The following is a 22,237-nucleotide window of genomic DNA, read 5'->3' as shown; positions in this document are numbered from 1 at the left end:
ATTCTACAGCCAAATGCAGGGCTGTCAACAGCCCTCAGGCATTCTTTTTTGCTTTGGCGTTCTCGCGCGCAAGGCGCTCGTCCTCGCGCAGGCTCGGCCACGCCGCATGCAGGTACTGCAGGCCCGACCACAGGGTCAGGATCGAGGCGATCGCCAGGGTCCAGTCGCCGATGTGGAAGACCTGGATACCCATCCAGATATCCTGCATCGGGGTGTGCGGCGCCACCGAGTACAGCAGGCACAGCAACGCGACCATCTGCGCGGTGGTTTTCACCTTGCCGATCACCGCCACGCGCACCTTGGCGCGCTGGCCGATCTCGGCCATCCATTCGCGCAGTGCCGAGACGGCGATTTCGCGACCGACGATCACCGCCGCCCACACCGCCATCCAGGCAGTGGGATGGCCCTGCACGATCAGGAACAGCGCCACGGCCACCATCAGCTTGTCCGCGACCGGGTCGAGGAAGGCGCCGAATGCCGACTGCAGGTCGTAGCGGCGGGCAATCCAGCCATCGAGCCAATCGGTGAGCGCCGCCAGGCCGAAGATCGCCGCGGAGGCGAAATTGGTCCACTTGTAGGGGAGATAGAACACCAGCACCAGGACGGGGATCATCACGATCCGCAGCAGGGTCAGCCAGGTGGGGAGGGTCAACTTCATTGCGTCTCTCTACTCGCCCGCCGCATCGGGCGTGGGCAGTCCATGAAGGTTAGCGTAGATACGCGCAGCGAGGGCGTCATTGATGCCGTCCACGTTCGCGATTTCCGCTTCGCCGGCGGCCTTGAGGCCGACCAGGCCGCCGAAATGCTTGAGCAGGCTGGCCCGCCGGCGTGGACCGATGCCGGGAATATCCTCGAGCTTGCTGGTCATGCGGGCCTTCTGGCGGCGCCCACGGTGGCCGGTGATGGCGAAGCGGTGGGCCTCGTCACGCACCTGCTGGATGAACTGCAGGGCGGGCGACGCGGCCCCGGGACGCAGCTCGCGCCCGTCCGGCAGCACCAGCGCTTCATGCCCTGCCCTGCGCTCCACGCCCTTGGCCACGCCGACCAACATCACCCCTTCCACGCCCAGATCGGCCAGCGCCGACTGCGCCTGGGCCAACTGGCCGGCACCGCCATCGATCAGCAGCAGATCCGGCAGCACGCCGTCTTCCTCGACCGCGCGACGGAAGCGGCGTTCGATCGCCTGGTGCATGGCCGCGTAATCATCGCCCGGCTCGATGCCGCTGATGTTGAAGCGGCGGTACTGGCTGCGCACCGGACCGGCCGCGTCGAACACCACGCAGGACGCCACGGTGGCTTCGCCCATGGTGTGGCTGATGTCGAAGCACTCCACCCGCTTGACCTGCTCGGCCAGGCCCAGCATCTGCCGCAGGTCTTCGCTGCGCGCGTGCTGTGCGTTGCGGCTGCCCATCTCGGTGACCAGGGTGATCTGCGCGTTGCGTGCGGCCAGTTCGACATAGCCGGCGCGCTCACCGCGCACGTTCCAGCGCAACTGCACCTTGTGCTCGGCCGAGGCACTCAGTGCCGACTCGATCAGGCTGGCGTCGGGAATTTCGCGGTCGAGCAGGATCTCGCGCGGTGGTGCGTGCTCGGCGTAGTACTGGGAGACGAATGCGCCCAGCACTTCGTCGGCGCTTTCTTCGCCATTGGTGCGCGGGAAGAACGGGCGTGTCCCCATGTTGCGGCCATCACGGAAGGCCAGCAGCAGCACGCAGGCACTGGCGCCCTGGGTCGCGCAGGCGAGCACGTCCAGATCGGCCGCACGGCCGTCCACGTACTGGCGGGTCTGCATGCTGCGCAGTGAAGCGATCAGATCGCGCAGGCGCGCGGCCTGTTCGAACTCCAGTGCTTCACTGGCCGTCTGCATCTGGGTGCCGAGCTCACGGGCGAGCTGGTCACTCTTGCCTTCCAGGAACATCGAGGCGCGGCGTACCGATTCGGCGTAATCCTCCGGCGCCACCAGGTCCACGCACGGCGCGCTGCAGCGGCCGATCTGATACTGCAGGCAGGGCCGCGAGCGGTTGCGGAACACGCTGTCTTCGCAGCTGCGCAGCTTGAACAGCTTGTGCATCAGGTTGAGCGTTTCGCGCACCGCGGTAACGCCCGGGTACGGCCCGAAGTAACGCCCCGGCACCGCCCGCGGCCCACGGTGCAGCGCGATCCGCGGCCATTGTTCGCGGGTCAGCAGCACGTGCGGATAGGTCTTGTCGTCGCGCAGGGAGACGTTGTAACGCGGCGAGAGCGACTTGATCAGCTGGTTTTCCAGCAGCAGCGCCTCGGCCTCCGAGCGGGTCACGGTCACGTCCATGCGCGCGACCTGCGACAGCATCGACATGATCCGGGTGGTCTTGGGGGTGCCGTTGAAATAGCTGCCCACGCGGTTGCGCAGCGCGCGCGCCTTGCCGACGTACAGCAACGTGTCGTCCGCGGCGTACATGCGGTACACGCCGGGGGCGGTGCTCAGGTGGGCCGCAAATGCCTTGCCATCGAAGGCGGGGGCGGAAGAAGCAGTCATTCGTTGATCGGCACGTCGCTCAGGACACCACTGACAGGGTCGAAACGCAGCACGGCATGGGCGTCGGTCTCGGCGATCCATACCGCGCCACCGCCCAGCGCCAGGCCGGCCGGGCCGTGCAGGCGGCGTGGCAGTTCCAGCGTGCTCAGTTCGCCGCCGCCCAGGCGCAGCGTGCGCAGGCGGCCGTTGCCGGCGTCAGCGATCCACAGCAACGGCGCATCCGGACTCAGCGCGATCGCCTGCGGGTACTGCAGCAACGCTGACGTCCGCGGCCCGTCCTGTTCGCCGAAGGCCCACAGTCCCTGCCCGACCAGCGTCTGCACCAGATCGCCGCGCAGCTGCATCGCACGGATCGACGAGCCCAGCGCATCGCAGACGTACAGCACCTGCTGGACCGCCGCGACCGAGCACGGCTGCGCGAACGCGGCCAGGTGGCCACTGCCGTCACGCTCGTCGATCGCCCCGCTGCCGGCCCGCCACTGCAGGCTGCGCTGGCCGAGGTGATAACTCCAGATGCGGTTGTCGCCGGCCATCGCGATGTGGATCTGGTTGTCGGCGACCGCCAGCCCCTGCGGGTGGTTCAATGCCGTGCGCCGCGGATCAGCGACCGGCCCTTCGATCGGCTCGCCGGGGCGGCCGGTGCCGCACAGGGTGTCGACCTGGCCGGACAGCAGATGGATCCGGCGCAGCGCATGGTTGCCGGTGTCGGCGACGTAAAGCCATTCGCGTTCGAGCGCGAGGCCCTGCGGATGATGGAAGGCCGCCTGGGCCTGGTCGCCGTCCATGAAATCGGCCGTGCCCATGCCGAACTGGCGCAGCACACGGCCCCCGTGGCTGCACTCCAGCACGCGGTGATGACCGGTATCGGCGATGTAAAGGCGCTCGGTGGTCACCGCCAGCCCGGTCGGGAACCGCAGCGGGAGGCGCGGTTCCGGGCTCAGTTCGCGGGCACCATGCAGCTCCTCGTCGGACGGCCGCGCGCTGCCATCGCACAGGGCGGTCAGCGCACGCTCCAGTTCCCCGCCGAGCCCGACCAGCCGTTCGCGTTCGCGCCCCTGGGCATCGAGCAGGACCAGCGTCGGCCATGCGGTCACGCCGAAGCGGCGCCAGCCATCCCATTCCGCGTCCAGCAGCGCCGGCGCGTTGAGGCCCTGGCGACGCAGCAGCTTGCGGGACTGGTCAGGGTCGCGCTCACCATCGAAACGGGGCACCTGCAGCACCAGCAACTGCAGCTTGCCCGGATGGCGCGATTGCCACTGGGCCAGTTCGGCCAGACGTTGTGCGCACCACACCGAGGCTGCGTTGACGAAGGCCAGCACCACCGGCCGCCCCTGCAGCTCGGCGAGGGTGGCGGGCTTGGCGTTGAGCCAGGTGGCGAATTCGGGCAGATCCTGGACGGGCTGGACGTTCATGCCCTGATTATGCCGGACTACGCGTCATGCAACCGTCGTGCCACGGTCACGGGTGGGCGGCCCACCAGGCTTCGGCACGCTCCAGATCGTCCGGGGTATCGATGCCGGGCGGGAACTCGGCCGGGGCCAGGGCAACGCTGATGCGATGCCCTGCTTCCAGCACGCGCAGCTGCTCCAGCGATTCCAGCTGCTCCAACCTGCCCGGCGGCAGCGCGGCGAACTGGCGCAGGAACGCGGCGCGGTAGCCGTAGATGCCGATGTGGCGCAACCAGTGCGGTCCGGACAGCGTGTCACGCGAGCGCGCGAAGGCGTCGCGGTGCCACGGAATCGGCGCGCGGCTGAAGTACAGCGCATCGAGGTTCTGCTTGCGCACCACCTTGACCACGTTCGGATCGAACAGGGTTTCGGCGTCCTCCACCGGCGTGGCCAGCGTGGACATCTCCGCACCGCTGTAGACCAGCGCTTCGGCCACGGCACGGATGCCCTCGGCCGGCGCGAACGGCTCATCACCCTGCAGGTTCACCACCAGGGTGTCGTCCGACCAGCCGGCCTGCGCGGCGCACTCGGCCAGCCGATCGGTGCCGGACGCGTGCGTGGTGGAGGTCATTGCCACGCGCACATCGGCCAGGCCCTGCAGGGCATCGGCGATGCGCTGATCGTCGGTGGCCACCCACACCTCGCGTGCGCCGGCGAGCAGTGCACGCTGTGCCACGCGCAGCACCAGTGGCTCGCCGCCGAGCAGGCGCAGCGGCTTGCCCGGCAGCCGCGAGGCGGCGTAACGGGCGGGAATGGCGACGACGAACTCGACGGAAGCACTCATGCGGGATGACCTGTACGAAAGGAAGGCAATCAGGGCCTCAGTGTGCCGCAACCGGGACCGGCCCGGTCAACGCTTGCCGAGCTTCTCGACGCGGTCCAGCAGGCTGATCCAGAACGCGGCCGGCAGTTCAGCCGACAGTGGCACGGCGAAGTGCCACTCGGTCGCGAAGGCCTTGCACTTGACCGCATCCTTTTCGGTCATCAACACCGGCAGCTCGCTGCCGAAGCGCAGATCCGCCGGCTGGTAGGCATGGTGATCGGCAAAGGCATGCGGCACCACGCCGATGCGATGCGCACGCAGCATGTCGAAAAAGCGCTGCGGGTTGGCGATGCCGGCCACCGCATGCACGCGCTGGCCCTGGAAATGCGAGAGGCGTCGCGCGCGGCCGCCCTGCAGCGGCTGCGCACTGTCGATGCGCAGTTGCATCGGCCACTCACCGAAGCCGCAGGCGGTCTGCGCCTCGGTGCCATCGCTGGCCTGGCCCATGTTGACCACGCGGAAATCACAGTCGCGCGCGCGGCTGGCCGGCTCGCGCAGCGGCCCAGCAGGAATCAGCCGGCCATTGCCATAGCGACGCTGGGCGTCGACCACTTCGATCTCGATATCGCGCGCCAGCCGGTAATGCTGCAGGCCGTCGTCGCAGACGATGATGTCGCACCCCGCCTCGACCAGCGCCTTGCCGGCCGCGACACGGTCTGCATCGACCCGCACCGGCACGCCGGTCTTCCAGGCGATCAGCACCGGCTCGTCACCTCCGAGCGCGGTATCGGTACTGGCCAGCACCCAGCGCGGCGTCCCCGCGTCCTCGCGGCCATAGCCACGGCTGGCGACACCCGGCTTCCAGCCCGCGTCGCGCAGGCGGTTGACCAGGGCAATCGTCAGCGGGGTCTTGCCGGTGCCGCCGGCAGTGACATTGCCGACCACCACCACCGGCACCGGCAGCGAATGCCGTTTCAACCAGCGACGGCGATAGGCCATCCGCCGCAGCGCGATCGCTGCGCCGTACAGCGGCGATGCCAAGCGCGCCAGGAACGGTATGGCGCTGCCGTCATACCAGTACGACGGCGTCTGCGTGCCCTTGCCTGCCATCAAGGCTGCCTTTCGCGGAACTGCATCTTGTGCAGATGCTCGTACAGGCCGCCCAGCGCCAGCAGCTCGGTGTGCGTGCCACGTTCGACGATGCGGCCATGATCCATCACCAGCACCTGGTCGGCATGTTCGATGGTGGACAGGCGGTGCGCGATCACCAGCGTGGTGCGCTCGGGCATCAGGCGCTGCAGGGCATCCTGCACCAGGCGCTCGGATTCGTTGTCGAGCGCGGCGGTCGCTTCGTCGAGGATCAGGATCGGCGCGTCGCGCAGGATCGCGCGGGCGATCGCCAGGCGCTGGCGCTGGCCGCCGGAAAGCAGCGCGCCATTCTCGCCGACCGGTGTCTGCAGCTGCTGCGGCATGCGCGCGATGAACTCCCACGCATTGGCGGCCTCGGCGGCGGCGCGGATCTGCGCGTCGGTCGCCTCCATGCCGTACGCGATGTTGGCGCCCACGGTGTCATCGAACAGCATCACCTTCTGTCCGACCATGGCGACCTGGCGGCGCAGGTCGGCCAGCGGGTAATCATCCAGTGCCACGCCATCGAGCGTGATGCGGCCGCCGCTGGGCTCGTAGAAGCGCGGCACCAGCCGGATCAGGCTGGTCTTGCCGCTGCCGGAGCGGCCGACGATGGCCGTCACCGTGCCCGGCCTGGCCACGAAACTGATGTCATCCAGCGCGATCCCGGTGTCCTCGCGGTAGCGCAGCATCACATGCTCGAAGGCGAGCTCGCCACGCGCGCGACCGATCCGCTGGATACCCTGGTCGCGCTCGACCGGCATGTCCAGAATCCCGAACAGGCGCTCGGCGGCGGCGACGCCGCGCGAAATCGAGGTCTGCACACTGGTCAGGCGACGCAGCGAGGGAATGATCGCCATCATCGAGGTCATCAGGCCCATGAACTGGCCCGCGTTGAGCTTGCCGGCCAACGCCTCGCGGGTGGACACCCATACGATCACGGCCAGCGCCAGCGCGGCCAGGAACTGCACCGTGCTGGAGGCCAGCGCGCGCGTGGTCTCGACCTTCATGTTCAGGCCGAGCATGCGGTTGGCCAAGCGCGAGTAGCGCGAGATTTCGTGCGCCTGGGTGCCGTGCACCTTCACTTCCTGCTGCGCGGCCAGCGACTGCTCGGCGGTCTGCGCCATGCCGCCCATGCCGTCCTGGATGCCCCGGCTGATCCGGCGATAGCGCTTGCCGACGATCGAGACGATCACGCCGATCAGCGGCACCACCACCAGCATCGCCATCGTGACCTTGACGCTCATCTGCAGCATCACCACCAGCATGGCGATGATGGTCAGGGTATCGGCCACCAGGGTCTTGAGCGCATCGGCGCTGGCCTGGGTGACCTGCTCGGTGTCGAAGTTCAGGCGGCTGACCATCACCGGCGTGGCCTCGGCATCGAAATGCGAGGACGGCAGGTGCAGGTACTTCTCCAGCACCTGCTCACGCAGGTCACGCACCACGCTGCGGCCGGTGCGGGCAAGCGCGTAGTCGCTGACCAGGGTGGCCAGGCTGCGCATCATGAACAGACCGAGGATGGTCAGCGGCAGGATCACCGCCATGCGCGGCTCCGGGTTGACGAAGCCACGGTTGACCAACGGCTCCATCAGCTTGGTGAAGCTGTAACCGGCCAGGGCCTCGACCACCATCGCGATCACGGCCGCGACCATGAACACCCAATAGGCCCCGGTATAGCCCAGCAGGCGCTTGTAGATCGGCCAGACGGACGAATGTTTCTTGCTCATGGACGCACCTCCGGCGCGGTAGCGATGGCGATGCGGCGGAAGCCCAGCTGGCCCAGGGCATCCTGGGCGGTGACGACAGCCTGGTAAGGCGTACGCGCGTCGGCGCGCAACAGTACGGTCTGTTCACGATCACTGCCGGCGACCGCGGCGATGGTCTGCTTGACCGACTCGACGTCGGTGCGCAGGACTTCCTGATCGTTGATGAAGTAGCGCCCCTCGGCATTGACCAGCACGCTCAGCGAGCGCGGCGGCTCGGTGGTGTCCTGCTGGCTGGCGGTCGGCAACTGCAGCTGCAGCGTCGAGCGCGCGTCGAAGGTGGTGGTGACCACGAAGAAGATGATCAGGACGAGGATCACATCGATCAGCGGGACCAGATCGATGTGCGGTTCGTCCTGGATCCGGTCATTGCGGATACGCATCCGTCAGCCCTTGACCGTGACGGGTGCGGCGCCGGCCGGGGCACCGGTGGGACGCGGCGCAGTGTTCATCACGCCGGGACGGCCATCCAGCGCGTCCAGCAGGGCCGACGCCTCCTGTTCCATCTCGATCACGTAGCCGGCGATGCGGCCCTTGAAGTAGCGATGGAACATCAACGCGGGGATCGCCACGATCATGCCGGTGGCGGTGCACACCAGCGCCTTGCCGATGCCGCCGGCGAGCTGGTTCACATCGCCCACGCCATGGTCGAGAATGCCCATGAACATCTGGATCATGCCGACCACCGTGCCGAGCAGGCCCAGCAGCGGGCCGGCCGAGGCGATCGTGCCGAGAGCGTTCAGGAACCGCTCCATGCGGTGAACCAGATGCCGCCCGGCATCTTCGATGCGCTCGCGGATCTGGTCACGCGGACGGTTGCGTGCTTCCAGTGCGGTGGCCAGCAGCGCACCCAGCGGCGAGTTGCCGCGCAGCGACTGGATATGGCTCGGGTCGAGCTTGCCGCGCGCGGCCCAGTTGCGCACTTCCTGCCCCAGCCCGGGGGGCAGGACTTCATTGCGGCGCAGGGTCCAGAAACGCTCCAGGACAATTGCCAAAGCCAGTACGCCCAACAGCAGCAGCGGCAGCATCGGCCAGCCACCGGCCTTGACCAGTTCCCACACGTTTCAATCCTCCGGCCCAGCGGCCGCCTGTTTGATCGCCGATAGGATAGCAGCCGACCGGCTCCGCTCCGCGGCATCCCACCAACGTCGCTCGAAAACCCGTTGTTCACGCACCTGCAGGCCTTCACGCCCGAGCCAGACACGCACCGCGCCGCTCTCGGCCGTGTTGAGCACCTCGGCGCCCACCGCCTGCCAACGCGCCACCACCTCGGCACGCGGATGGCCGAAGCGATTGCGGTGGCCGGCCGAGACAATCGCCAGGCGCGGCGCGACGGCGTCCACCCAGGCCGGGGTGGAGGAGCTGGCGCTGCCATGGTGCGGCACCACCACCGCCGCGGCCGCCAACAGCGCGCCGGCCTGCTGGAGCAGCAACGCTTCGCTGCCCTTCTCGATGTCGCCGGCCAGCAGGATCGCCCCCTGCCCGGTTTCCAGACGCAGCACGCAGCTGCTGTCGTTGATCGAACGGGGTTCACCGCGCGGTGGATGCAGCACCCGGAACGTCACCCCGTCCCACTGCCAGGATTGACCGGCGTGGCAGGCCGAGGCGCGGCCGCGAAGGGCACCCTGTGGCGCCTGCAGCGCCGCGCCGGGAAAGCTGCGGCGCACGCCAGGCAGACCGCCGGTGTGGTCGCGGTGGTCGTGACTGATCATGATCCGGTCCAGCCGGCCCTGCCCCAGCGCACGCAGCGTAGGCACCACGATCCGTTCGCCGGCATCGTAGCCATCGTCGCTCCCCGGCCCGGTGTCGTAGAGCAGCGCGTGCCGGCGGGTGCGCACCGCCACCGCCAGGCCCTGCCCCACATCCATCACCAGCAGCTCCACCTCGCCGTGCCGGGGCCCATGGCGCGCCGGCCACAACAGCGGCAGGCACAGCAGCAGGGCGGGCAGCCGACCGCCGCTGCCACGTGGCAGCAGCAGCCAGAACACCCCGGACACCGCCGCGACCAGCGCCCAGCGGTTGGCCTGCGGCAGCCACCACAGCGACAGCTCGCTGCGCGCTGCGTACCCGAACAGCCACCAGCTCGCGTCGAAGCACCACGCCGCCAGCTGCCAGGGCCAGCGCCCCGCCCCCTCGATCAGCACTTCCAGCGCGGTACCGAGCAGCGCCAGCGGCACCACCACCATCGTCCACCAGGGAATGGCGACCAGATTCACCAGCGGCCCGGCACGCGAGGCCTGCCCGAACAGCGCCACGGTCAGCGGCAGCAGGGCCACGATGGCCACGCCCTGGGCACCCAGGAAGCCCCGCAGCCAGCTTTCCTGACGCCCCGGCAGGCACCAGATCAGCCACAGCACCCCGGCAAAACTCAGCCAGAAGCCAGCGGCCAGGATCGCGAGCGGGTCGAACAACAGCATCGCCAGCGCCGCCAGCGACAGCGACTGGGCCACGGTCGCCCGCCGCCGGCTGCAGCGTGCGGCGGCCACCACCGCGATCATCAGCACGGTGCGCACCGTCGGCAGCGCGAAGCCGGCCGCTGCCGCGTAAAGTCCCGCGCCCGCGACCGCCGCCGCCGCGGCCCCCATCGGACGCGGCAGGTACAGGCCGAGTGTCGGCATGCAGCGCCATAGCGCGCCCGCCAGCAGCGCGGCGACACCCGCCACCACGCCGACATGGAAGCCGGAGATCGCCACCAGGTGGGTCACCCCCAACGCGCGCAGGTCGTCCCAGTCGGCCTGGCTGAGGCCACGCGTATCGCCCAGCGCCAGCGCCTGGACAAAGCGGCGACCGTCGCCCGGGACCGCTCTGGCGATCGCATCGGCCATCCGCTCGCGCCACGCAGGCAATCCGGTCGGCGCGGCGAGTGGATGCGCCTGCGCAGGTTCCCGTACGTACCCGCTGCCAGCCACCCGCTGCCGCAGTGCATAGCCCTCCGCGTCGAACCCGCCGGGGTTCACCAGGCCACGTGGCGGCCGCACCCGCACGCTGAGCGACCAGCGTTCGCCCGCCCGAAGCACGCGGCGGCGATCGTCGGTCCCGCCCCGGAACCGGTCATGCCAACCCAGCGCCAGCTCACGGCCCTGCAACGCGGCGGGCATGGCAGGGTCATCGTCGACCCGGAAGCGGAAACGGGTTCCACCGGGACCGTGGTCGGGGAGGCTGATCACCCGCCCGTGCAAGGCGTGGTCCACCGGTGCACTGCCGGGCGGCAACTGCTGTGCAAGGCCGGCATGGCCGTGCAGGGCGGCCCAGCCGAAGCCAACGAGGGCAGCGCCCAGGCAGCGCAGACGGCTGGGCAGCAGCCAGGTCGCCAGACCCGTGATGAGCGCGGCCCACATCCCGTGGCGTGATGGAAGGGACGACGTGAAAACGGTCACGCTCGCGCCGATCAGAACACCGAGCGTACAGGCCTTGCCGAACATCGGGGGCGGCATTCGCCTGGAGACGGCCAGACTGTGCAGTGCCAATGACATGACCATCGGACCGGGAAAACCCAAGCCTGCCCTTGCCGCCGGGCAACCACCATCAGGAGGTGCCGCAGCGATCCATCAGGCCATCATGGGGAGATCCACGCGCGGCGACCGTGGTGACCGACGACGTCAGACAATCTGTGACGCAGTTCAATTAAAACTCCGTCGTCCACAGAACCTGGAGAATCCCGGCAGAAACCGCCCCGACCGCTGCGCCATTGCACGCAGGCGCATTCGCCGATAGTGTCCAAGCTGCGCTGGGTGTGATGTTCAGGCCCTTGGTCACCACAAGGATAAGGGGGTGTACGTGCAGCTGGAATGGTTGAAAAAGGAGTTTCACCTCAATCTGCGCATCTCTTCCAGTGGCGTGCTGCTGGCACTGGTTTACGCGTTGGCCTTCTGGGCGACACGGCAACTGTCGGTGGATCAGCTGTACCTCCCCGCAGGAATCCGCGTGTCGGCGCTGTTGCTGTGCCCGCCGCGCCTGTGGCCCTACCTGATCGCGGGGGAGTACGCGTTTTTCGCGCAGGCGCGCTTTCATCTGATCGATCAGTATGGACTTCCCTGGGTTGTCCTTGCTTCCGGATCGCTGATGCCGACGGTCGCCTTGATCGTGCATCTGCATCGCCGCAGGATGGCCACCGACACGCCTGCCTGGCTGCTCTCCATTGCCGCACTGGCGGCGGTGTCCGTGACGGCCCTCAACCAGGGCCTCGCATATCTGCTGATGCCCTCGCTGCACGACGCCATCTCCTGGATGGGCGTGGCCAAGTTCATCATCGGCGACTACCTCGGCATCCTGATTTTCGCGCCGGTCGCACTGCTCTGGAAACAGCACCAGCATGCCTCCCGCACCACCACCGGTGGGTGGATCATGGCCGCGGCGACATCGATGGTAATCGGCGTGCTCGGGTGGTACGCGATGCAGCTGCCCGGCGACGATCTGCTGGCCAAGAGCACCCTGCGCATCGCCATGCTGCTGCCGGCCGCGGCACTGACCTGCATGTATGGATGGCGCGGCGCCGCCATCAGCGTGGCCGGACTGAATCTCACCATCGGCATGACCATGGACAGCTCCGGCCTGCCGGGGTCGTTCGACCCGATTGCCTTCCTGGCGCAACAGGTGCTGGCGGTCACCGGTACCGCGCTGCTGCTGCTTGGCTCGACCATCTCCCGCCACTACCACAGGTTCAATGTGCATGACCGGCTGGGCCGGCAGGCCGCCGCCCTCGTCCGGACCGCCCACCTCGCGAGCGAGGAAGACCGGAAGGAACGTGCGCTGCGCATGAAGACCATCGGCGAGGATATCGATCGTTCGTTCCAGATGGCGGCCGATCTTCTCAAGGCGCGGGGCCACCTTGCCTCGGCGACGGATATGCTCCGCCGTGGCGCCTCGCAGTCGCGCCTGTTCCGCGAGCAGATCAGCAGGGTCTACCCGAGCGAAATCGAATACTCCGGGCTGTATACCGCGCTGCAGTTGAGCGGTGTCGCCAGTGCCTGGGAATCGACGGATCGCGTGGCGCGCCCGCGGTTCAGCGGCGATCCCTGCCAGCTCAGCCTTGGCCTGCAATTGGCGGCCTACCGCAGCCTGCTCGATGCGGTCGCACTGATGCTCAAACACGAATCCGGATACCTGCGTGTGCATGCTCACTGCGGTCGCCGCGGCAACGCGCAGGGCATCATCATCTCGGTGGCCCTGCTCGACCCGGAACGCACCGTGGCCGCGGAAACAATGGCGCGTGCGAAGGAGGTGCTGGGTGGGCGGGCGCTGGCTTACGGCGGCAACCCACGTTGCCGCCGTAACCGTCTCCGCTTGGTGCTGCTCGAACCCCGGCAGGCTTACCGCGTACCGTCCGGGCTTTCGATCGACCAGATCACGCCACGCGCCGTGCTGTAAGCCACCAGCCACAGCCCCGGCTTGCGGTACACCACGTCCCGGACGGCGCCCGCCGGAATGTCCAGCGTCCGGCCCGGCAGCGAGACACGGTCGGCATCCACGCCGCCCGGCAGCGTCCAGAACACCGTGTCGATGTTGCCGATGATCGCGCGCACCTGGTCATTGCGGTCATTGACCTGGATGTACCAGATCCCGTCCCGCTTGAACTCGAATGCGTGCCAGCTGGCGGCCTCGCTGACATCCAGCGCCAGCGGCGCGGACTCCCCCAGCCCCTTCGCTGCGATGTAGCTTCCATGCGGCTCACTGACACAACAGGCGGCTGCCTGTGCCGATGGGGCTGCCAGGATCGCCGGCGCGAAAACCGCCGCCGCGAATGCCAAAACCGTAAGACGATGCGTCGTTGCCATCTTGCCTCCTTCCATTGGGATTAGGTCACAGGACCGGTTCCGGCCAGCCGCAGGTCTGGCCAACCGGCCCCGAGACGCTACCACATGGCATTCAGGCAACGCGCGCGGACGGTGTGGAGGCGCCGGAGAATCCACGGCGTCGCGAAAACGAAAAAGCCGGCCCAGTGGCCGGCTTCGTCTTGCTCCACCTGTTCCCGTGGTTTCCCAGGTACTGAAGTGGTGGGCGGTACAGGGTTCGAACCTGTGACCCCTACCATGTCAAGGTAGTGCTCTACCGCTGAGCTAACCGCCCGTTTTGCTTCCCTGCCCCGCTGCGAATGCGTCGGTGCAGGCCGCGTATATTACGGACGCCCCCCGGAAAGCGCAATACTTTTGTGAAGATATTTCACGATGTGTTGTTCAGCCCAGGCTGGCCTCCTTCAACTGGCGGATCTGGTCGCGTACACGGGCGGCATCTTCGAACTCCAGATCGCGCGCGTGCTGGTACATCTGCTGCTCCAGCGCCTGCAGGCGCTTGGCGATCTGGGCCGGATCCATGGTGCGGTAGTCGGTCGCCTCTTCGGCCACGCGCCCGCCCTTGCCCTTGCCCTTCCCTTTGCCGCGCACCTCCTTCTCGGCCGCTTCCGAACGCGCGCCCTCGAGCACATCGGTGATCGGGCGCAACACCGACTTGGGCACGATGCCATGCAGTTCGTTGTACTCGACCTGCTTGGAACGGCGGCGGTCGGTCTCGTCGATCGCCGCCTGCATCGAGCGTGTCATCTTGTCCGCATACAGGATCGCCTTGCCCCGCAGGTTGCGCGCAGCGCGGCCGATGGTCTGGATCAGCGAACCGGTCGAGCGCAGGAAGCCTTCCTTGTCGGCATCGAGGATCGCCACCAGGGAGACCTCGGGCATGTCCAGTCCCTCGCGCAGCAGGTTGATGCCCACCAGTACATCGAACTTGCCCAGGCGCAGGTCGCGGATGATCTCCACGCGCTCGACGGTATCGATATCCGAGTGCAGGTAGCGCACGCGGATGCCGTGCTCGGTCAGGTACTCGGTGAGGTTCTCGGCCATGCGCTTGGTCAGCGTGGTGACCAGCACTCGGTCGCCCAGCTTGATGCGCTCGTTGACCTCGCTCATCAGGTCATCGACCTGGGTGCCGACCGGACGGATCTCCACCACCGGATCGATCAGGCCGGTCGGGCGCACCACCAGCTCGGTGATCTCGCCTTCCGTTTCGCGCAGCTCGTACGGACCCGGCGTGGCCGAGACATAGATGCTGCGTGGGCAGCGCTCTTCCCACTCTTCGAAACGCAGCGGACGGTTGTCCAGCGCCGACGGCAGGCGGAAGCCGAACTCGACCAGCGTCTCCTTGCGCGAACGGTCGCCTTTGAACATCGCGCCGATCTGCGGAATGGTGACGTGCGATTCGTCGATGACCAGCAGTGCGTCGGGCGGCAGGTAATCGAACAGTGTCGGCGGCGGATCGCCGGCGTTCTTGCCGGTGAGATGCCGCGAGTAGTTCTCGATGCCGTTGCAGTACCCCACCTCGGCCATCATCTCCAGATCGAACTGGGTGCGCTGTGCCAGGCGCTGCGCTTCGACCAGCTTGTTCTGCTCGTACAGTTGCTCCAGCCGGACCTTCAGCTCCGCCTTGATCGTGTCCACCGCCGACAGCACGCGCTCGCGCGTGGTGGCGTAGTGGGTCTTGGGGTAGATCGTGTAGCGCATCATCCTGCGCAGGCTCTCGCCGGTCAGCGGATCGAACATGCTGATCTGCTCGACCTCGCCTTCGAACAGTTCGATGCGCACCGCTTCGCTGTCTGATTCGGCGGGGAACACATCGACCACTTCGCCACGCACGCGGAAGGTACCGCGGTGCAGCTCGAATTCGTTGCGGGTGTACTGCAGCTGGGTCAGGTGCTTGATCAGGTCGCGCTGGTCGATCCGCTCGCCGGTGGAGAGGATCAGGCGCATCGACAGATAGTCCTCGGGCGCGCCGAGGCCATAGATCGCCGACACCGTCGCCACCACGATCGCATCCGGGCGCGACAGCAGCGTCTTGGTCGCGGCCAGCCGCATCTGCTCGATATGCTCGTTGATCGAACTGTCCTTCTCGATGAAGGTGTCCGACGACGGCACATAGGCCTCGGGCTGGTAATAATCGTAGTAGCTGACGAAGTACTCGACCGCGTTGTGAGGGAAGAACGACTTGAACTCACCGTACAGCTGCGCCGCCAGGGTCTTGTTCGGCGCCATCACCAGGGTCGGCTTCTGCACCTGCTGGATCACGTTGGCGATCGTATAGGTCTTGCCGGAACCGGTGACCCCGAGCAGCGTCTGCTTGGCGATGCCCGCCTCGAAATTGGCAGTCAGTTTCTCGATGGCCGCCGGCTGGTCGCCCGCCGGCGAATACGGGGATACAAGTTGGAAACGATCGCTCATGGTGCCGCCACTGCCGGGAAGCCTTCAGTATAACGGCCGGCTTGGTGACGGCCGGTTGATGGAATTACCGACAGCAAAACGCGGCATGAACCGGCAGCGGCAGGGGCTTCCGGCGGCCAGAGTGGTCTTTGCCCACACGCCTGAACGCCTCCGTGCACCGTGACCAACCCCCTGCCCTGCCGCGCCCCGTGCGCCGGCGTAACGCTGACCCAGGCGCTGATCGCGATGGCGGTCCTGGCGATCCTCGCCGGCATGGCCCTGCCCGCCATGCGGCAGACCCGCGACCGCCTGCAGGCAGACAGCCTGCGCATGCAGCTGGCCTCGACCCTGGCCACGGCGCGCAACACGGCCATCAGCCAGCGGCGACCGATCGCGGTCTGCCCGACCGACGACGGTATCCAGTGTGGCCGGGACTGGAGCCGCGGCTGGATGCTCTACCCTGCCACGCCATCGCCGGGTCAGGTTCCGCCGCAGGGCCCGCTGCTGGTGCAGCAGCAACCACGCTCACGGCTCAGCGCCCGGGGGAGCCAGTCCAAACCCACCGTCCAGTTCCGCCCGGATGGGCGGCTGAATGGCAGCAATCAATCCATCATCTTCTGCCTGGATGGCGCGGTTCAAGGCAAAGTCGTGATCAGCCTCCCGGGACGCGTCCGCAGCGAGCGTCCACGCCGGCACACGGCGTGCTGAATCGCCCCCCGGGAACCGGGGCCGCACCGCGTCGAAAAAGCAAAAAGCCGCGATTGCTCGCGGCTTCTGCAGATCTGGCGCCCGAAGTTGGACTCGAACCAACGACCCCCTGATTAACAGTCAAGTGCTCTAACCGGCTGAGCTATTCGGGCGGGGTGCGCATTCTAGCCAGCAACAGGCGTGCGATGCAAGCACTCCGGCACGGCCGATGTGCAGCGGCCTTACCAGCAACCGGAGACGGTCGTTTCAGTCGGCGTCTTGCGCCCGGCGTGGTCCAGCGACAGCGTGCCGCACTTGTCCTTGGCCTGGCTTCCGCCGTCGACCGGGGTCGCCTGGATGCCGAAGGTGTTGGCGGTCGGGTCCTTGTCGAAGGCCAGCCGGTATTGCGCGGTGCCTTCGCGCGGTGACTGCGCGAAGACCAGCGTTGCGCCGACATAGGTGTTCTGGATCGTGTGGTAGCGCTCCAGGTTCTGGGCCAGCTCCACCAGATCGGCCTTGGCCTGGGCGCGCCGCGACTTGCGCACGGAGTCCTGGTAGGCCGGCAGGGCCACGGTCGCCAGGATGGCGACCACGGCCACCGTGATCATCAGTTCGATCAGGGTAAAACCGGCACTTCGGCGGCGGAACGGGGTGCGCATCGGAATTCTCGTCAGGAGGGTCATCAGCGCACCTGCCGCCAGGACTGGCGTCCGCAGGGGCGCGGCATGTACAGCGGATCGGCACCGGGCGCGCGCAGCACGAAGGTGCACTGGTTGGCCTTGATCAAGTCATCCACGGTGCAGCTGGACTTGGTCGGATCGCACGGGGTCAGCTTGGGCACGAAGATGTTGCTGTCCTTCACCGGGGGACCACTGCTGGTCGCTCCCCCCTTGGTCAACGCGACGCCGCCACAGTCGCCCGTGCACAGCGAATCACCGCCGATCTCCAGACTGAGGCCGGTCATCGATCCGCCACCGGTCAGCAGATCGAGCGAGTACATCCAGTTGGTGCCGCCGCCACCGCCGCAGACCGCCTGGCCGGGCTCATAGCTGGTGAACACCACCTTCCGGTCCTGGATGGTCGGGTAGCCCACGAAACGCTCGCCGGCCACCACGTTGCCCACGATCAGATCGGTGTACCAGCCACGCTTGCTCACGTAATTGACGGCATTGCCGCTGACATTGCGCAGCGAATAGCCACCCTTCGCCGCGCGCTCGGTGATCTGCTGTGCCACCAGGTCACCGCGCCCACCGATCACGCCGGTCATGTTGTCCCAGATGCCGTACAGCGACTGCACCGGCGAGGTCGCACTGACCGCGTTGTCGTCATTGGTGAAGTACTGGCCGGTTCCGAAGACGATGTTGTAGCCGCGGCCGGCCGCCTTGGAGACCTCCAGCCCGCCCATGATCGGCTGCGCGACGCCGTTGCGGTTCGCGGTGAACAGCGGGGCGCCGCCATAGGCGACCACCCACTTGCTCGGGTCCGGATCGCGGAGGTCGAATTTCCACAGGTTGCCCTGCATGTCACCGCCATAGACGGTGTCCGCGATCCCGTTGTTGTTGTAGGCCGCCACCGGTGCGAGGTTGATCAGGCCGTTGCGCAGCGCATAGCTGCCGCCACTGGGTGCCAGTCGATTGAGGACTTCCCCGGTCTGGATGTCGACCACGAACAGGACCGGCTTGCCGCTGGAAGCGTTGACGCCGTTGCCGAAGATCGCCACGAAGCGCGGCGCACTGTCGGCTGCGCTGCCCGAGACCGGCACGATCACCGGCTTGCCCAGCGCGAAGCCCATGTCCGAATCGGTCTTGCCCGACACCTCCCACAGCACGTCATCCTTGGTGAACGCGCCGGGGTTGCTGATGTTCAGGCCAAACATCGCGCCGTCGCCGACCGCCTCGGCGTTCGGCGCGCGGGTAGCGCCGCCGGCGCCGGTGGAGCCGACCAGCACGGTATGCCAGGCATCGCCGTAATAGACGTCCGACGAGGTCAGCGCGCCATCCACGTAGTACCGGTGCGAATAATCCGGATTGGCCAGCTCGGCCATGTGCTGCAGCGCTGCCGAGGGGATGAAGGCGAAGACTTCGTTGCCGGCCGTGGTGCCGGTGGAGGCATCGAAGGCGTGCAGCATGCCGTCGTTCGCACCGACGTAGAGCATGGTGCTGCGGCTCTTCTTCGCGGTCATGTAGGCCCTGTACCGCGACCCCAGCGTTGCCTTCCATGCCGGCGTGGAACCCCAGCTGCCATAACCGTAATTGTCGGCCGTGGAGACGATCTCGGTGGTGGAATTGACGATGTCGCCCAGGATCGAGCCGCGCGGGCGGAAACCGCTGATCGCCGAGCCTTTCAGGTAGTTCACCAGGTCGGCCACGGTGTGCGAACCGAACCAGTTCGGAATGGAACTGCTGAAGCCCATGTTGGCCAGCTGCGCCGTGCGATCGCCGCCGGGAATGTTGTTCGCCTCGAACGGCGCGGCCGCCACCGGCACCAGCGCGCCGCTCCCATTGACCGTGGTCGGCGACGTTGCCATCACGATGGTGCGTCCGCTCGAGCTCATCTTGGTCGACGCGCGCCACAGTTCAGCGCCATCGGTGCCCGTGTCGGTGACCTTGCTGGCCACCACGTCACCGACCCAGTCGTTGGTCCCCGATTGCACTTTGTAGCTGGCCGAAACCGTGAACGAGCCGTTGCTGATGCGGGCACCGGAACCGCCGCCCGCCACCGGTGCATCCCCCTCGGCCGCGCTTGCGAAGATCGCTTCCAGGGCGGCCTTGAGCTTGGCCGGATTGCGCGCCAGGAAGTAGTTGTCCGGCGTGCCGGGCACCTTGGTGTCCCACTTGCCGTTGGGCACGCCGTACTTGGCGGCATACCACAGCGGGCTCTCCAGCTGGCTGGCCTGGGCACCGCTGAGCTTGTAACGGACCACGGAAGGCGCGGTCCAGTTGGCCGGCGGATTCTCCGAGGTGCTGATTACCGAACCGTTGCTGTCGCCGGGACGCAGCAGCAGGCGCTGCACGTTGGTGGCCGCGTTCGAGCCGACGATGGTGTAACCGGTCAGCATCGCGTTGCCTGCGTAGGCCGACAGGTTTTCCAGGCGCACCAGCACCTCGTCTTCGCCGATGGTCGAGCTCAACAGACCATTGGTGCACTCCGTGCGGTTCAACGACCGCCAGCACATGTCGGCAACGCCGGCCTTGTCGCCACAGGCAGCGCCCACGCAGTAGCTCAGCATCGTGACCACGTCATTGTCGTGGTCGTTGCCCCACAGCGAGTCCTCCCACACCAGCGAGAAGCTGCCGGACTTGCCATCGGCCCGGTACGGACGACCATAGACATGATTGGGAGCCACGGTGGACTGCTTGGTGCCGATCCCCACCGAACCCAGGAAGCAGCTGCGCCAGCCCGAGCTGTTGAAGCCCGCGCTGCCGGTGTTGTTGGCCTGGCACAGCGGCGACAGCGAAATCGTGCCGCCGGCCACGCTGATGTCGAACTTGGGCAGATTTTCCGCCATGGCCACTGTGTAGGTGGTTGCGGTCACCTTGTAGTCGGCCGGCTTGTCGGCCAGGCCGGGGCGAAGATCGGTCTCCGCGGCCGCCTTGGCCAGGCCCGCGATCAGATAGCTGCCTTCGGTGGAGGGGATGTCCGGGCAGATGCCGCGCACCAGGCTGAGGTTGTTGACCGTCAACGCCTGGCAGATGTCTTCATGGGTGTTGATCGATGCATAGCGCGGCGTCTCGCCCACCCGCCCGGCCATGAAGCTTTTGCCATGCAGGCCTTCGGCAGCCCCCAGGGCATCGGTGGCCGAGGCGGCCGAGGCCAGGTGCGGCACCGAGCCGATGTTGTCGCTGTCGAATGACGGCAGGCCGGAGGACATCACCAGGATGTTGCAGGTCGCGCAGTACGAGTTGCCGCCCTGTGCCGGGCTGCGGTACGGGTCCTTCCAGTCGATGCCGGTCGGCAGTCCCGACAGATCGCCGGTATCCCCGTAGACCTTGGACCCTGCACCAACGTAACGGAGGGCTTCGGCATACATCTCCGCCAGCGGGTTACCCCAGGCGCTGCAGTTCTTGGCACCGTCGCCGGCGCTGCCCGGATCCTGGAGATGGCCGCGACCGGAGAATCCCTGGCGATTGAGGATGCTGTAGTCGTTGCAGTCGTTCCAGTTGTTGTTCCAGTTCCACTGATCGATGCGGAAGTTGGAGATCGTGTTGATGATGCCCTCCGCGCCACTGTCCTTGGCCAGGCAGAGCTGGCCGGTGGCCAGGTTGATCTCGTCGCCGGCGTCGCACAGCTTGCTGCCGTTGCCGGCGATCTTGCCGATATTCCTGCGCAGCACGCCGCCATCACGGGGGCTGGAATAGGTACCCGTCACCAGGCCGAAGCGCAGCCGACCGCTCTCGCCATAGCTCTGCAGCAGGCCGCTGGGCTTGTAATGATCGGTGGTGCCGTCGTTGTACTTGCGGCAGAAGCTCTCGCGATGCGCGCCATTGGCAGGGTCGCAGACTTCCACGCGAACGGTGTAATCGGAGGTGCTCTTCGGCGTATCCGAACCGCCATCGCCGGAGCGATTCCGTCCGCACTGGTACAGCGCCGTGGAGGCCCATTCCGACCAGACGCCGGACGCAACGCGCATCAGCGGCGCCCCGCCGGCGCTGATGCTGGCGTTGCAGAATGACGCGCTGCTGGTCAGCGGCGTGAAGCTGTTGATGTCGGTACCGGTGTAGACCTTCACCCAGGCGTGCAGGTCGTTCGGGATCTGCGCGCGCTCCAGGACGGTCTTGGTGGCATCGTCGGTGGAGCGCTGCCCGCCGTAGAGCACGTAGCGCATCACATCCAGCCGGCTCATCGTGACCCAGTTGAGGAAGTTGCCCGACCAGGCCGTGCCACCGCAGCTGTGCTTGTTGGTGCCGGTGGCGGCATTGGCGGCCTTGAACACGCCAGCGCTGTAGCTGTAGCAGAGATTCGAATCGAAGTAGCCGGCGTACGGGAACTTGTCCTGGTACGTCGTATCGATGATCTTGTCGTCGTCCAGATCGCTGTAGTCGCTGTAGGCCTTGTTGAACAGCTGCTCGTCGCGCGACATCACCATCATCATCAGCGGCGGCTGGCTCTGTTTGGTATAGAGCGGCTCCTGGGCGATGTCGTAGTCGCCCAGCGCCGCGCGCAGTGGCAGCACGCGGCTGAGCAGGAAGCCCACCGCGATGACAAGGAAACCAATGCGCAGCCAGTTGACGGTGCGCTTGCTGAAATGGAAGCGATCAGAGGTCATGGGATATAGATCGTGTCGACGACCGCACTGGCCGAAGGATGGGTCGGTTCGTCACTGGCCAGTGCAGTGATCTGGTAGATGTTGCCGGTCTCTTCGTTCTGCCGCTCGCCCACGCGCGCACTGGACGCGGCGAAGCACTTGTCCAGGCGCCGCGTGTAACTGGCCTTGGCCAACGTGGTGCCATCGGCCCAGGTCAGGGGATCGAAGATCGGGCTGCACTCCTCCTGCTGTGCCGCGTAGGTTCCGCCTTTGGACAGATCGGCATCGATCGTGTTCTCCAGCAAGCGCGCATCGGCCTCGGCATTCTGGAAAGCCAGGTTGGTCCGCAGGTAATTGGCGGCCATGCGCTCCTGCATGCCAGTGACCTGCATGCCGGCCACGCCGAGCAGGGCCAGCAGGATCAGGATGATCAGGGCGACATACAGCACGGCACCGTTCTGGCGGCGCGGTGCGGCAAAGGGTTTTGGACGCGATGCCATGG

Annotated in this window: 16 protein-coding genes and 2 tRNA genes; 2 read left to right on the top strand and 16 right to left on the bottom strand. The window is 67.1% G+C overall.

The features are described from left to right. Positions 1-34 precede the first annotated feature (34 nt). The 9 genes from pgsA to AC07WC_RS10085 form a co-directional block, all read right to left on the bottom strand. A complete protein-coding gene (gene pgsA, locus AC07WC_RS10125) occupies positions 35-658 on the bottom strand; it encodes a CDP-diacylglycerol--glycerol-3-phosphate 3-phosphatidyltransferase (protein WP_495209880.1) in 624 nt (207 codons plus the stop codon). 9 nt (positions 659-667) lie between these two features. Beyond that, positions 668-2,515 (bottom strand): excinuclease ABC subunit UvrC, encoded by a 1,848-nt coding sequence (gene uvrC / locus AC07WC_RS10120; protein ID WP_495209879.1) that lies wholly within the window; start codon positions 2,513-2,515, stop codon positions 668-670. Next, positions 2,512-3,927 carry a hypothetical protein gene (locus AC07WC_RS10115; RefSeq protein ID WP_495209878.1) on the bottom strand — a complete coding sequence of 472 codons (1,416 nt, stop codon included), beginning with the start codon at positions 3,925-3,927 and terminating at the stop codon, positions 2,512-2,514. The genes uvrC and AC07WC_RS10115 overlap by 4 nt, the downstream gene beginning before the upstream one ends. 46 nt (positions 3,928-3,973) lie before the next feature. Then, positions 3,974-4,747 (bottom strand): 3-deoxy-manno-octulosonate cytidylyltransferase, encoded by a 774-nt coding sequence (gene kdsB, locus AC07WC_RS10110; RefSeq protein ID WP_495209877.1) that lies wholly within the window; start codon positions 4,745-4,747, stop codon positions 3,974-3,976. Positions 4,748-4,813: 66 nt separating this feature from the next. Next, on the bottom strand, positions 4,814-5,836 hold the full coding sequence (lpxK, locus tag AC07WC_RS10105) for a tetraacyldisaccharide 4'-kinase (protein ID WP_495209876.1): 1,023 nt from the start codon (positions 5,834-5,836) through the stop codon (positions 4,814-4,816). After that, entirely contained in the window at positions 5,836-7,584 is a 1,749-nt protein-coding gene (gene msbA / locus AC07WC_RS10100) for a lipid A export permease/ATP-binding protein MsbA (protein WP_495209875.1), read from the bottom strand. The genes lpxK and msbA overlap by 1 nt, the downstream gene beginning before the upstream one ends. Further along, positions 7,581-8,003, bottom strand: a complete 423-nt coding sequence (locus tag AC07WC_RS10095) for an ExbD/TolR family protein (RefSeq protein WP_019183376.1) — start codon at positions 8,001-8,003, stop codon at positions 7,581-7,583. The genes msbA and AC07WC_RS10095 overlap by 4 nt, the downstream gene beginning before the upstream one ends. A gap of 3 nt (positions 8,004-8,006) precedes the next feature. Then, entirely contained in the window at positions 8,007-8,681 is a 675-nt protein-coding gene (locus AC07WC_RS10090; RefSeq protein ID WP_495209874.1) for a MotA/TolQ/ExbB proton channel family protein, read from the bottom strand. A gap of 3 nt (positions 8,682-8,684) precedes the next feature. Then, the gene (locus tag AC07WC_RS10085) at positions 8,685-10,958 is read right to left on the bottom strand and encodes a DNA internalization-related competence protein ComEC/Rec2 (protein ID WP_495209873.1); all 2,274 of its coding nucleotides are present in this window, start codon (positions 10,956-10,958) and stop codon (positions 8,685-8,687) included. Between the two features lie 433 nt (positions 10,959-11,391). On the opposite strand from AC07WC_RS10085, the gene AC07WC_RS10080 reads away from it, so the two are divergent. Beyond that, entirely contained in the window at positions 11,392-12,987 is a 1,596-nt protein-coding gene (locus tag AC07WC_RS10080; protein ID WP_495209872.1) for an MASE1 domain-containing protein, read from the top strand. Here the strand turns inward: AC07WC_RS10080 and AC07WC_RS10075 are convergent. The 3 genes from AC07WC_RS10075 to uvrB form a co-directional block, all read right to left on the bottom strand. Continuing rightward, positions 12,930-13,409: a hypothetical protein gene (locus tag AC07WC_RS10075; RefSeq protein WP_495209871.1), complete on the bottom strand. Its 480-nt coding sequence runs from the start codon at positions 13,407-13,409 to the stop codon at positions 12,930-12,932. The two genes, AC07WC_RS10080 and AC07WC_RS10075, sit on opposite strands and share 58 nt — an antisense overlap. Before the next feature lie 202 nt (positions 13,410-13,611). Continuing rightward, a tRNA-Val gene (locus AC07WC_RS10070) sits at positions 13,612-13,686 on the bottom strand. A 107-nt stretch (positions 13,687-13,793) separates the two neighbouring features. Further along, entirely contained in the window at positions 13,794-15,824 is a 2,031-nt protein-coding gene (gene uvrB / locus AC07WC_RS10065; protein ID WP_495209870.1) for an excinuclease ABC subunit UvrB, read from the bottom strand. Between the two features lie 159 nt (positions 15,825-15,983). On the opposite strand from uvrB, the gene AC07WC_RS10060 reads away from it, so the two are divergent. Next, positions 15,984-16,511 (top strand): GspH/FimT family pseudopilin, encoded by a 528-nt coding sequence (locus tag AC07WC_RS10060; protein WP_495209869.1) that lies wholly within the window; start codon positions 15,984-15,986, stop codon positions 16,509-16,511. Positions 16,512-16,586: 75 nt separating this feature from the next. On the opposite strand, the gene AC07WC_RS10055 is transcribed toward AC07WC_RS10060, so the two are convergent. The 4 genes from AC07WC_RS10055 to AC07WC_RS10040 all read right to left on the bottom strand — a co-directional run bounded on the left by AC07WC_RS10055 (position 16,587) and on the right by AC07WC_RS10040 (position 22,235). Further along, positions 16,587-16,663: transfer RNA gene (locus AC07WC_RS10055), tRNA-Asn, on the bottom strand. A gap of 69 nt (positions 16,664-16,732) precedes the next feature. After that, positions 16,733-17,173 (bottom strand): type IV pilin protein, encoded by a 441-nt coding sequence (locus tag AC07WC_RS10050; RefSeq protein WP_495209868.1) that lies wholly within the window; start codon positions 17,171-17,173, stop codon positions 16,733-16,735. After that, entirely contained in the window at positions 17,173-21,756 is a 4,584-nt protein-coding gene (locus AC07WC_RS10045; RefSeq protein ID WP_495209867.1) for a pilus assembly protein, read from the bottom strand. The genes AC07WC_RS10050 and AC07WC_RS10045 overlap by 1 nt, the downstream gene beginning before the upstream one ends. After that, on the bottom strand, positions 21,753-22,235 hold the full coding sequence (locus tag AC07WC_RS10040; RefSeq protein WP_495209866.1) for a pilus assembly PilX family protein: 483 nt from the start codon (positions 22,233-22,235) through the stop codon (positions 21,753-21,755). The genes AC07WC_RS10045 and AC07WC_RS10040 overlap by 4 nt, the downstream gene beginning before the upstream one ends. Positions 22,236-22,237: the final 2 nt, after the last annotated feature.

The organism is Stenotrophomonas sp. GW821-FHT01H02A (assembly GCF_059422145.1).
Note: the sequence above shows the minus strand (reverse complement) of the source record. Positions and strands in the feature narration are given on the sequence as shown.